The following is a 12,290-nucleotide window of genomic DNA, read 5'->3' on the forward strand; positions in this document are numbered from 1 at the left end:
CTCATCCTTTTCATGTAATCTTATTAAGTTTTGGAGCAAAGTTTATAATATATATTGTTTCTGATGGAAACAAGAAATATGATTTAGTTGACCTTAACGTAATTTCATGTTAATTTGTATATGCAAATGAATAGAGGGATTTGATAAAATGAATGAAGAAGAACAGGTATTAATTCATTGTCTTTACTTTACAGCCAGCCGGTTTGCTCGTAACATTACAAAATTAGCCGATAAAACATTTGATTTTGGTGACCTTGCTCCTTCATACCTTTACATGATTATGATTGTGAAGTTCCATCCGGGAATCACACAGAAGGAACTATGCCACAAATTATCCATAGCTCCTTCGACCAGTACGAGGTTTATTGATAAACTTGAAAAATTAAAACTGGTTACCAGAAAAATGGATGGAAAACTAACATTTATCTCACTAACAGAAGAAGGAGAAAAAGTGTACCATCAATTTCGAGTTTCGTTAAAAGAATTGTTTAACAGCTATGCCAGAGTCTTAGGAAGCGAGTTCAGTAAAGATTTAAGCAAAATGCTTCACGAAGCGAGCAATAATCTAGAAAGAGATCTATAATTTTTTTTACCCTTTCATTTGCATATACAAATAAATTTAGGAGGCATTGTTATGTCAGAAAAGATATTGCTAATTGTTGGTGCTGGACCAGGGATTAGTTTAAATACAGCAAGGAAATTCGGGAAAGAAGGCTTTAAAGTTGCCTTGATATCCCGCAGCTTAACGTCATTACAAAAATATGAAAATGAACTTGAAAATGATGGGATTGAAGCAAAAGGATTTCCAGGGGATGTCTCTTCAGTAGAATCTTTAAAAACAGCAATTGATAAGGTAATCAAAACTTATGGAAAAATTGATGTACTTTTATACAATGCTGCTTCAGGGAGACCAGGCAAACCAACAACATTAACCGTTGACCAGTTAGTAGAAGATTTTAAAATCAGTGTAGCTGGAGTTCTTACTAGTGTAAAAGAAGTAATTCCCTATATGCAAAATGGAACCATTTTGTTAACCGGTGGCGGATTAGCTCTTCACCCATATGCTGACTATGCTTCATTAGCAATTGGAAAAGCTGGTATTCGCAATTTAGCATACAGCCTGCACCAAGAATTGAGCCCTAAAGGAATCTATGTTGGAACATTAACAATTAAAGGGTTTGTTCAAGAAGGGACCTATTTCTCACCTGATAATATTGCGAATACATTTTATAAAATGTACGAAAATCAAACTGAAACAGAAATATTATTTGAAGAAAAGTAAAATTTTTTAGGCTTACATTTGTATGTACAAATATAAAATTCCCTTTGAAAGAAATAATATGTTAAATCAAACCTAAAAAAGAAATGACAAAAGGAGACTTACTAATGAAAACTCTTGTAATTGTTTCCCACCCTAATTTAGAACAATCTCGAATCAACCGCACTTGGATGCAGGAATTAAAAAAACACAAAGAAATTACGATTCATACTCTTTATCAGGAGTATCCAGATGGGAAAATAAACGTAGCACACGAACAAAGCCTATTAGAATCCCATGACCGTATTATTCTTCAATTTCCGTTCTACTGGTACAGCACGCCTTCTTTGTTAAAACAATGGCAGGACGAAGTGCTCTCGTACGGCTGGGCATATGGCGAAGGCGGCGACAAACTTCACGGTAAAGAACTAGGTCTTGCTATTTCAACCTTTGGACCGGAAGATTCTTATCAGTCTACTGGCTATAATCATTTTACCATGGAGACCTTAACAACTCCTTTACAGCAAACAAGCAATCTCATTGGCACTAAGTTTTTACCATTGTTTGTGTTGAATGGTGTTATGTATGTTTCAGAACAAGAACTTGCAGAAAACGCTAAAGCATATGTTGATTATGTTTTCCAGCCATCAAAGAAAGAAGCATAATTTACCCACGTATTATTTAAAGTACTGTAAACTCATTGCCTATTGATTTATAACAGTAGAAAATCCCCAACTTGCAGATGATGATCTCTTAGTTGAAATGTATAATGGTATTTCTTCCACAGAAATACTTGTAAAAGATTACTTATTTTCATATACAAAATAACTTAAAGGTGACCTAAATGAAAACATTAGTTATTGTAGCCCATCCAAACTTGGAACAATCGAAGGTAAATAGAACGTGGATGAACCGTCTTCAACAAGAAGAAAATGTAAAGGTCCATAACCTATATGCACATTACCCAACTTTTGAGATTGATATAGAAAAAGAACAGCAGCTTCTATTGGAGCATGATTGTATCGTTTTGCAATTCCCTTTTTACTGGTACAGTTCACCCGCCTTGTTAAAACAATGGCAGGATTTGGTTCTCACTTACGGTTGGGCATATGGGTCGGAAGGAACGAAATTGAGTGGAAAAGGCTTTATGTTAGCCATTTCAACAGGCGGGCCAGAAGAAGCCTATCAAGCTGGAGGATACAATCACTTCAGCATGAGCGAATTAACCAAACCATTCCAGGCAACCGCTAACTTGACCGGCATGAAGTTCTTGCCTACTTTTACGAAGCAGGGTGTTCGCCTTTTAACTAACGAACAAGTCCTTGAAAGTGCTGAAGAGCTGGTACGGCATCTGAAAAATAACTATTAGAAAAGAGGACTTGTAATGATTTATAAATTGTTAGGTAGAAGCGGCTTAAGAGTATCTGAATTAGCTTTAGGTACAATGACGTTCGGGGAAGACTGGGGCTTTGGTGCTTCTAAAGAAGAAAGCAAAAAAATCTTCAATGCTTTCGTTGAAGCTGGTGGGAATTTTATTGATACGGCTGTTAATTATACTAATGGAACAAGTGAAAAATATGTTGGGGAATTTATTCGTGAAAAGCGTGAACAGTTTGTTGTTGCGACTAAATATACACTGAACACTCGTCCACACGATCCAAATGGCGGAGGCAACCATCGAAAAAATCTCATTCAATCCGTTGAAAAGAGCTTAAAACAGCTTCAGACCGATTATATTGATTTACTTTGGCTTCATGCTTGGGATTTCATGACACCGGTCGAAGAAGTGATGCGTGCACTTGACGATCTAGTTCGTTCCGGAAAAATTCTTTATGTAGGAGTCTCGGATACACCTGCTTGGATTGTTTCACAAGCTAATATGCTGTCCACTCTCCGTGGATGGACACCGTTTATCGGCTTACAAGTAGAGTACAATTTGTTGCAGAGGACTCCAGAAAGAGATTTATTACCAATGGCACGTGCTTTAGATATTGGAGTTACTGCATGGGCACCAGTGGCTGGTGGTGCACTAACGGGAAAATACAGCAATCCTTCATCGGAAAAAGGGAGATTATCTCCTCAAAGTGCACGCTTAAATGAAAGGAACCGGGCTATTGCATCAGTTGTGGAAGAAATCGCAAAAGAACTAACAGTTCTCCCTGCCCAAGTTGCAATAAACTGGGTCCGACAACAAGCTGGTACAGTCATTCCATTAATTGGTGCAAAACGAGCAGAACAAATGAAAGACAATCTTAGAAGTATGGCTTTCCGTCTTTCAGAAACACATCTTACCCAATTAGATGAAGCTAGCAAAATTGAGTTGGGATTCCCACATGATTTTCTTGCATCTGAATCTGTTTTAAATGCCATCCATGGAAAAACGTTTGAAAAGATCGAAAATAGATAATATTGGTTTGCTTGGTAAAGGGGAGAAATCGATGAAGGGGAAAATTTGTTTAATTACTGGTGGTAACTCAGGGATTGGTAAAGCAACAGCCATAGAATTAGCTAAAAAAGGTGCAACAATTGTTCTATTATGCAGAAATGAGGAACGAGGCAAAAAAGCGATTCAAGATATTATTGAAGTAACAGGTAATACCCAAGTAGATCTCATTCTTGCTGATTTATCATCTCAGCTTTCAGTCAAACAAGCCGCAGATCAATTTAAGAAAAAGTATAACAAGTTAGATGTTTTAATCAATAATGCAGCAGTCTTTTTAGCAAAACGTTCTGAAACTGAAGATGGAATTGAAACCACATTTGCCACAAACTATTTATCTCATTTTATCCTTTCCCACCTCTTACTGGAGTCGCTTGAAGCAAGTGGTGAAGGAAGAATTATTAATGTAGCCTCCAAGCACAACGGAATTAAACTGAATTTTGATGACCTTATGATCAAACAAAATTATACTTTTTTCAAAGCAGTAGGTCCTACTAAATTAGGTTTAATTTTATTTACTAAGGAATTTTCAAAGAGGCTTGATGGAAAGTGTGTTACCGTTAACAGCCTGCATCCAGGAATTATCCGCACTAATCTTATGAATGACATGCCTTGGATCCTACGGACGATATTCAAATCATTCTCAACTAATCCAAAAAAAGGTGCGGTTACACCAGTCTATCTTGCTTCCTCCCCTGATGTTCTTGGCGTTAGCGGTAAATTCTTTGTTAACTGCAAAGAAACAAAAACTAATGAGGCTGCAAATGACCAGGATTCTGCCCGGGAATTATGGAATATCAGTATGAGCTTAATCAAGCCTGGAATCCTCTTTTAGGGGCACAACGGTTTTTGGGTTTTAGATCATCTTTGACTGTAGGGATTTGCCTTGACATTAAATCGAGCCCCCTCCCTATCGTTGAAAATATTCAGCAGGAAATGTGGCCTGTTTAAAATTTCCTCTTTAAAAATACCTTGACCTAAACTTAGGTTTAGTCTGTATCTTTTTAATTGTACTAATCAAAATAAACATTGGAGGAAATAAAATATGACAAAATTCGCTTTTGTAACAGGTGCTAATAAAGGTATTGGCAATGAGATTGTCCGCCAATTAGCAGAAAAAAGTTATCACGTATTTTTAGGTGCCCGTAATGAAGAACTCGGACAAAAAGCTGTACAATCCTTAGGCTTTTCGAATGTTTCATTTGTTCAAGTTGATATTTCAGACACACAATCCATTCAAAACTCAAAAAATAAAATCCTTGAAGTTACAGATCACTTAGATTTGTTAATTAATAACGCTGGGATTGCACTCGATTTCGGTATATTGCCTAGTGAATTAACATTAGAAACCCTGCGTCAAGAATTTGATGTTAACTTCTTTGGAACTTTTCAAATGATCCAAACCTTTTTACCACTAGTGAAAAAATCTCAGGGTGGGAAAATTGTAAACGTCACTACAGACATGGCTTCGCAAACGATGTTTGACAATGGTCAAGCTGGACAACTTAATATATTAGGCTATAATTCATCAAAAACTGCTGTAAATTCTTTAACATTAACCTTTGGTAAAGAATTTGGTACTAACGGACCTGAAATATTAGGTGTTACACCTGGTTTTACCACTACTGACCTTAATGGAAATGCTCCAGGAGGAAAAACAACTGCGGAAGGTGCACAAATCATTGTAAAATACGCCTTAAGCCAAACAAATTATAATGGTAAAATTCTTGATAAAAATGGAATTATTCCTTGGTAATACAATAAGTGAAATACTATTTGACAAGTTGCAAAAATAAATCCTTTGTCCATTTCTCAATTACGCTACTATCATAGTCAAGGTCAAGGACTGTTCCCCTTTCTCAAAAGAACTGAAAAAGGGGAACGAGTTTTGACGAAGTTGCACTTGAATTTCTGAGAATTGTTTTTTGTTTAGAAAATACCGGGATGCCAATCAAGGACATTAAACAATTTGTAGATTGGTCAATGACTGGGGATGAGACCCTCCCTAGACGATTAGAAATGATGAAACAACAAGAAATCAATGTTCTACAACAAATTCGTGATACCAAAGAAAGTTTAATAAAAATTCAACAAAAAATTGCAAGACTTGAACGTAGATAAAAAAATGAAAAATAAACCAACGTACACGTTTGGTTTTTCTGCAAAATTTTGAAGATGTCTTTTAATACCAAATTAATCCAGTGACCCGTAAGTGGATAGGGATTGCCGAACTCTATTCAGATGCCATTTATTGCAAAACAAACCATTCACACACACAGAAAGGTTCTTAAATTTTAATTCAATATTTAGGACTGAACTGTATTTTATCTATTCCAAAATAATTTTGCTTCTTCCTCAAGTGTTTTTAATCTTTTATAATAATCCGGAAATTCATTAAGATGAGCTAGTGCAATTTTCCCTGTAATAATAGGATCATCCCCAGTAACATTCGTTTGGCTGGACAGTTTTCCATGTTCAAGTTCAGTATTTACTCCCATCCAAAACTCATTTAAATCAAATTTACTTTTATTAAAATCAATGCCTAAAAGTAAAGCTATTGCAGAGGCTTCCTCTTTAGAAAAGCCAGTTTTTACGTTGCTTGAATTAATAATTGGAGTCCTATTCGGATATTTGTTATCTGTATTCATGTTTCTTGTATGAATATAGGGCATTCCATAGTCAGAATGGCGTTCCGCAGCTAATGCATCTGCTTTAGTTACATGAACCGTCCCCAATGGATGTTGTGGCGGGGCATATATGGAGTAAAGTTTTAATGGGATATTACCTGTGTTGGTTACATTACGCCAAGTTCCGGCCGGGATCATAATAGCTGAATCATCATAGACTTTTCTAACAAAGTTTAAAAGATCTTTTCTCTTCCCCATTTGAACAGTTCCTTGACCTTGTTCAACACGTAAAAATTGGTCTACTTTAGGATGAATCTCTAAACCGATATCTTCTCCAACTTTAAGACTCATTAATGTCACTTGCAAATGATTTCCTGTCCATAAAGCAGTACGATAGGTATTGTTTTGCTTCGCAGCCTCATTGATATTGACTACAAATGGTCCAGTCCCATAATCTTTTAAATGAATATTTCTTTCCTTTGATTCATAAGCTCGGTAATTGGGCTGCCTTACATTGCTATACATTGGTACATTAACATAATAAGGATTTTGATATTGATAAAGGTTTGTGTACAAACTTGGAGCATCGCACATTTATCTAAACTCCTTCATAGACTTAATGAATTATCCTATGCACTATGTTAAAGGGATGTTATATTCAGGTTAACCTATACGAACATTTCTATCTGAAACAAAGAAATCGCAGTTGAAAGTCCCCAGCAAAACTCCTCAAGGTACTCCTTTTGAACTGACGCACCCGCTTGTTTAAGTACAATTTTTCACGAAGTGGTTTTCTACCTCTAGATAAACGCGTAAAATTTTTGTTATTAACACACGCAATGTGTTCCAATGTATATTTAATGTAAAGATATTGTTAACTTAATTCCTTATCATTGTAATAACAAATTTTATAAAATACACTTTTGATATCGATTACCGATATTGATATTCAAGAAATTTTGGAGGATAAAGTTCTAAGGAAATATTTCTCAGATTCATTCAGATAAACACTTACACCACGTATGGAAACATTCTATTTTTGGTGTATGGATACTCATAGAACTTTAAGTGTAGCATCAGTGCAGGCACCCTCTACCCTATTCTTCACTCTATGGAGTCTGATGAGCTACTTAAAAAGAAGAAAAGAAAGTAGATGGATCCACAAATATTATTCAAACACCGAGAGAGGTAATAAGGTTCTAAATAAGCAAGAAATAAAGCGTATGAACTCTTTTAAGAAATTAAAGATTTGGAAAGGGAGGATATAATGAAGAACAACAGAGAAAAAGGAACTCTATCATCTCTTTTAGAAATACTTATGGTTTCCAGCAGACTAGGTTTAACTTCTTTTGGGGGACCAATTGCACACCTTGGCTACTTTCATAATGAATATGTACGCAAAAGAAAGTGGATGGATGAAAAAAGCTATGCTGATTTAGTTGCTCTTTGTCAGTTCTTGCCTGGTCCAGCTAGTAGCCAAGTAGGTATTGGGATCGGAGTTATGCGGGGAGGAATTTTGGGTGGTATAGTTTCTTTTATTGGATTTACACTTCCTTCTGTTGTAGCAATGATTACTTATGCGATTATTCTCCAAGGACTGGATGTGGGAGATGTAGGCTGGATACATGGTTTAAAAATTGTAGCAGTGGCAGTAGTTGCTCATGCTGTATTGGGAATGGCGAATAATCTAACTCCTGACTTGAAAAGAAAAGCGATTGCTTTATTTGCATTGATTGGAACTCTGATGTGGCAAACACCATTTACTCAAGTTGGAGTTATTATCATATCTGCGTTGGTTGGCTTTCTTATTTATAGACATCATACTGATAACAATGATCCCAAAATACAATTTCCAGTATCCAATGGTTTCGCAGTTACTTGTTTAGTTCTATTTTTTGGCTTACTTATCCTTCTACCGATATTGAGAGAAGTCACCTCTTTAAACTGGATTGCAATGTTTGATAGTTTTTATCGTTCAGGTTCCTTAGTTTTTGGAGGCGGACATGTCGTTTTACCTTTGCTTCAAGGGGAATTTGTCCCTACTGGGTGGCTTAACAAGGACGAATTCTTGGCGGGCTACGGTGCTGCACAAGCTGTTCCTGGTCCTTTATTTACATTTGCTGCTTACCTCGGAGCTGTTATAAATGGATGGAAAGGTGGGGTATTAGCAACATTCGCAATTTTCTTGCCAGCATTTTTACTCATACTGGGTTCTTTACCATTTTGGGATTCATTACGTCGGAACCCCAAAATAAAAGGGGCGTTAATGGGAGTAAATGCTGCAGTTGTGGGAATTTTAATTGCAGCATTTTACCAACCAATTTGGACAAGCTCGATACTTGCTCCCATTGATTTTGCTTTTGCAGCGATATTATTTAGCATGTTAGTGTATTGGAAATTACCTCCATGGGTCATAGTTGTGACTGGGGCAATTGGCGGCTCCCTTATGGCATTAATTTAATGAAAAGAGGACTATCCCTACTCGATTGTCCTCTTTTTTTGGTTTATAAATAATAAGTCCAAGATGCTTATTAACTAACCTGCTCTTTAGTAAACTTTTCTACCCTTTTCATCAAAGAATAGTCGGTAAGAGTAGTGCACATGTTATTAGACTAACGCATCCGTTCCTTCACAATCTTAAAAGAAGTTGCCAGTATAACAGTTCCGTTCCGTTCTTTAATTCTTCCATAACTAAGAAAGTATAAAGAACAATAAAGAAAAAAGCCGCCAAACATGGCCGCAGTATCTTAAAAAATCTTTTGTGTGTAACAAGAAAGAGATTTCTAGTTTTAAAGGTATATTTTAATTCAAGCACAAAACAACCTTTTTTTGCAATGCTTATTCTGAATAATACTTACCGGAATTACGGAAATGTTCAGCAAGAAACGAATTAACTTCTTCCGGAGTTTCAAGTGCCAGAGAATGGCCCGCGTTGGCAATGACTTTACACACACCATTTCTTACTGTGACTGCAATTTTATTCGACTGTTCAACCGTATAGGCATGATCTTCAGCTCCTGCAATCGCCAACATCGGAACATCCACTTCATTTAGTTCACTCAGGATTCGTTTACGATGAACCACCTGATACGCAGCATCGCCAATCGTACGATCCAAACCATCTATATGATCCTTCCAGAAATTGAGTTCATTCGCAAAAGACGGATCTTCAAGTGAAGTGTCTCCAAACATAATGTATATCAAAGTTTGGGACATGGGCTTGCCTCCATAATTCTGTAGATGCTCAACAATTGGCTGAAATTCATCTATTTTATATTCTTCTTCAGCGGATGTCCCCAGCACTGTACATGAAATAAGGAGTTCTGGATGCCTTGCAGCCAGACGCAAAGCAATGAAGCCCCCCATAGAGTTACCTACAAAATGACAGGGGCCTAAAACAAGCTCTTTAATAAGTGCTGCCGCATCCTCTGTCAATGTATCCAAATCAAGCATGTCCAACGTATCTTTAGCACTTTTCCCTTGCCCCCGATGATCATAACAAATGACTCTGTATTCACCAGCAAACCGTTCCACTTGTTTACGAAACATTTGACTATTAAAGAATAATGAGTGACTGAAAACCAAGGCTGGTGCATCTTTTGGACCGGTTTCCTGGTAGTAAAGCGTAGTTCCGTTTACATCAATGAACGGCATAAATGAACCTCCTTTAATAATATTAGTATTCACACTTTCCAGATCACTTCTTCATGGGATTTTTATATTAAGATAATGGAATAGCCAAAATCCTGTTCAACAATTCGCGTTAACCGATAGTTTTTCGTTATAAAATTGTTGTAAATAAGGCAAGCGAGAACTCTATCGTGTACTTATGGATGGTTAACTAAATCAATGCCTTGATGCTTATCCATAAACCTTTTTCCTAACCCAATAAAGATACACTCTCCCAAAATCATTTCTGTAGTAAACAGTACTTCCAAACTCTTCATAAAAATAACAAAGTAATAAATTGAAAATATCGTCAGGCATTCTTTTTTTTACAGAAAGATTTTTCACTGCAATCAGATCTAGCCCTCTTATATTCCCCTTTGTTAACCTGTATAGCATTTCCATAGGGGTTAATTCCTTACAATAACGAATTAGCTCGTCATTCAGTCCCATTTCCCTTCCCCCAACTATAGCAGCACCATTTTCTTAATAGTTCGTCACAATTTTCCGTTTTCCTTTAAAAAAATATATAAATTAATCTTATTGAGCTAACCTGCCACGTTAGTAGAACAAGAAAAAAGGATGCCGCAACGGCCCCCCTTGTTCAATGTTAATAAAAAAATTTCCTACTAATAAATAACATTTTCATTTCTAACTTTACCAACTTGTTTACTTGGTTTTATCCTTATGAATAAACTTTATATTGCTAAAAACCAATTGTCAACCTAATTTTTATAAAAAATAAAATGCCTATGTAATTAGCTTTTCTCGTTACCCCTAAAACAGCTGCTAGAAAACCTAATGCATGTTTGTTTAGAATCCCTTACAGAAAAAGTAAATATATATAAACTCCATCATGATGTCCTGAATAGTTGATTTTTGAAACATAAATAAATCCTAATAAGATGGAACCAAATAATTTAATTAACGTGTACTTTGTTTAAGTATTTTCTTCACAAAGCTGAACACTAAAAAAAGACCTGTAAATGTTTTTCGCTGGCATTAGTATTTTATTAATTGTGCTACCTTAAAAAGGTTTTTAATGTTTTTTATTGAATTCTTCAGCCAGAGGTATATATACCTTTCCTGTAGTAACATGCTATGCTTGGAACTAAATAATTTTAATCCCATAAATTGCAGTTACGCGGTGAGTTATTAAAGGGAAGTAAAATATGGACAGCCGGTGTTTTTCTCATTGATGTTTGGCTGCTTTAGAATCCCTTTGTGCGGCGGGCAGACGCACAATGTGATACCCTAGTAACCCTCAAAAGACCATATTAAAAAATTTATACCTCCAATAAGTTTGCAATGCCATACGCCAACAACAATTCTTTCCTCCAATGCTTACAAGCCAGCCCCTTTTTTATGTTATTCATATTCATTCCTTAATTTATCCAATTACTTGTTTATGGATCGTCTCCATAACAAAAAGGGGATGTCTAAAAAAAGACATACCCTTTTTATGTTATTGCTTAATAAGCATAAACAGCTCCAATAATTACCAAAAGAATAAATAATACAACGACTAAGGCAAATGTAGCACCGTAGCCTCTTCCTCCTTCGTAGCCCATATAATTCACTCCTTTTCCAATGTATTCCCTTTTATAATATGTACAAGCCAGATGGAGGGAAGGGCTCGTACCTAATTTATATAAAAAAATTGCCTCCAGAAGGAAGCAATTAGGAGTTAATCCACATAGGCGAAAAACGCTGCGGAGAATAGGGCGTCTTGCTTTATATCATATGTAAATCAGATTAAACTGAATTGGATAAACAACCAATTGCGACACTTATAGTTTTACAGGTGCAGTGTTAAGTACCTGGACATTATTGATACTAAAAATGATACGCCTAAACATATGTACGAAGAAGAAGGGACGTGCCCCTTACTTCTTCGAGGAGGTCATACATTCTGATGTTGGATACGGATATGGATTCGGCTTACAATAGAATATGTCTATAAGCATATTTTGTGCTTTGTTAATCAACCCCGCAAAATCAAAAAAAAGGTCCCTGGAAGGACCTTGTAAACCAATACTCAATTCCAACATACGCATCCAATAATAACTAAAAGGATAAATAATACTACAACTAAAGCGAAGGCTTTTCCGCAACCGGAACCATATCCATAGCCACACCCATATCCGTAACCGTATCCATAGCCCATAATTAACCCCCCTTTCTTTTTGTTATTATAAACTATGTAAATCAAAGGATATTGTATGGGCTACTTTGCAAATATTCTTCCGATCTGGAATTGAGTATGTATGGAACGTCTTCACAACAAAAAAGGGTGATG

General features: G+C 36.1%; 13 protein-coding genes and 2 pseudogenes. 9 read left to right on the plus strand and 6 right to left on the minus strand.

What is annotated here, in order from left to right; translation table 11 throughout:
- Positions 1 to 148: 148 nt before the first annotated feature.
- The 8 genes and pseudogenes from CUU66_RS11480 to CUU66_RS11515 all read left to right on the plus strand — a co-directional run bounded on the left by CUU66_RS11480 (position 149) and on the right by CUU66_RS11515 (position 5,819).
- Positions 149 to 583, plus strand: coding sequence for a MarR family winged helix-turn-helix transcriptional regulator (locus tag CUU66_RS11480; RefSeq protein ID WP_101642233.1), 435 nt, complete (start codon positions 149 to 151; stop codon positions 581 to 583).
- 51 nt (positions 584 to 634) lie between these two features.
- Positions 635 to 1,282 (plus strand): SDR family oxidoreductase, encoded by a 648-nt coding sequence (locus tag CUU66_RS11485; RefSeq protein ID WP_101642236.1) that lies wholly within the window; start codon positions 635 to 637, stop codon positions 1,280 to 1,282.
- A gap of 104 nt (positions 1,283 to 1,386) precedes the next feature.
- On the plus strand, positions 1,387 to 1,923 hold the full coding sequence (locus tag CUU66_RS11490; protein ID WP_101642237.1) for an NAD(P)H-dependent oxidoreductase: 537 nt from the start codon (positions 1,387 to 1,389) through the stop codon (positions 1,921 to 1,923).
- Positions 1,924 to 2,102: 179 nt separating this feature from the next.
- A complete protein-coding gene (locus tag CUU66_RS11495) occupies positions 2,103 to 2,627 on the plus strand; it encodes an NAD(P)H-dependent oxidoreductase (RefSeq protein ID WP_101642239.1) in 525 nt (174 codons plus the stop codon).
- 15 nt (positions 2,628 to 2,642) lie between these two features.
- The gene (locus CUU66_RS11500; RefSeq protein ID WP_101642241.1) at positions 2,643 to 3,665 is read left to right on the plus strand and encodes an aldo/keto reductase; all 1,023 of its coding nucleotides are present in this window, start codon (positions 2,643 to 2,645) and stop codon (positions 3,663 to 3,665) included.
- A gap of 31 nt (positions 3,666 to 3,696) precedes the next feature.
- Positions 3,697 to 4,533 (plus strand): SDR family oxidoreductase, encoded by an 837-nt coding sequence (locus CUU66_RS11505; RefSeq protein WP_180955260.1) that lies wholly within the window; start codon positions 3,697 to 3,699, stop codon positions 4,531 to 4,533.
- 210 nt (positions 4,534 to 4,743) lie between these two features.
- On the plus strand, positions 4,744 to 5,454 hold the full coding sequence (locus CUU66_RS11510; RefSeq protein ID WP_101642244.1) for an SDR family NAD(P)-dependent oxidoreductase: 711 nt from the start codon (positions 4,744 to 4,746) through the stop codon (positions 5,452 to 5,454).
- A gap of 36 nt (positions 5,455 to 5,490) precedes the next feature.
- Positions 5,491 to 5,819 (plus strand): annotated as a pseudogene (locus CUU66_RS11515) (MerR family transcriptional regulator).
- Positions 5,820 to 6,022: 203 nt separating this feature from the next.
- On the opposite strand, the gene CUU66_RS24835 reads toward CUU66_RS11515, so the two are convergent.
- Complete coding sequence (locus CUU66_RS24835; RefSeq protein WP_308302480.1) at positions 6,023 to 6,370, minus strand: DUF5661 family protein; 348 nt, start codon at positions 6,368 to 6,370, stop codon at positions 6,023 to 6,025.
- Positions 6,371 to 6,850: pseudogene (locus tag CUU66_RS24840) on the minus strand (cupin domain-containing protein); the annotation flags it as partial.
- 742 nt (positions 6,851 to 7,592) lie between these two features.
- On the opposite strand from CUU66_RS24840, the gene CUU66_RS11530 reads away from it, so the two are divergent.
- Positions 7,593 to 8,786, plus strand: coding sequence for a chromate transporter (locus tag CUU66_RS11530; protein ID WP_101642247.1), 1,194 nt, complete (start codon positions 7,593 to 7,595; stop codon positions 8,784 to 8,786).
- A 377-nt stretch (positions 8,787 to 9,163) separates the two neighbouring features.
- Here the strand turns inward: CUU66_RS11530 and CUU66_RS11535 are convergent, their stop codons facing one another.
- The 4 genes from CUU66_RS11535 to CUU66_RS11550 form a co-directional block, all read right to left on the minus strand.
- Positions 9,164 to 9,979, minus strand: coding sequence for an alpha/beta fold hydrolase (locus tag CUU66_RS11535; RefSeq protein ID WP_101642249.1), 816 nt, complete (start codon positions 9,977 to 9,979; stop codon positions 9,164 to 9,166).
- A 207-nt stretch (positions 9,980 to 10,186) separates the two neighbouring features.
- Entirely contained in the window at positions 10,187 to 10,444 is a 258-nt protein-coding gene (locus CUU66_RS11540; protein WP_101642252.1) for a hypothetical protein, read from the minus strand.
- A gap of 1,019 nt (positions 10,445 to 11,463) precedes the next feature.
- Positions 11,464 to 11,562 carry a YjcZ family sporulation protein gene (locus CUU66_RS11545; protein ID WP_101642255.1) on the minus strand — a complete coding sequence of 33 codons (99 nt, stop codon included), beginning with the start codon at positions 11,560 to 11,562 and terminating at the stop codon, positions 11,464 to 11,466.
- A gap of 467 nt (positions 11,563 to 12,029) precedes the next feature.
- The gene (locus tag CUU66_RS11550) at positions 12,030 to 12,158 is read right to left on the minus strand and encodes a YjcZ family sporulation protein (RefSeq protein ID WP_101642257.1); all 129 of its coding nucleotides are present in this window, start codon (positions 12,156 to 12,158) and stop codon (positions 12,030 to 12,032) included.
- Positions 12,159 to 12,290: the final 132 nt, after the last annotated feature.

The sequence above is a fragment of the Peribacillus deserti genome, from assembly GCF_002863585.1.
Lineage (GTDB): Bacteria > Bacillota > Bacilli > Bacillales > DSM-1321 > Paraperibacillus > Paraperibacillus deserti_A.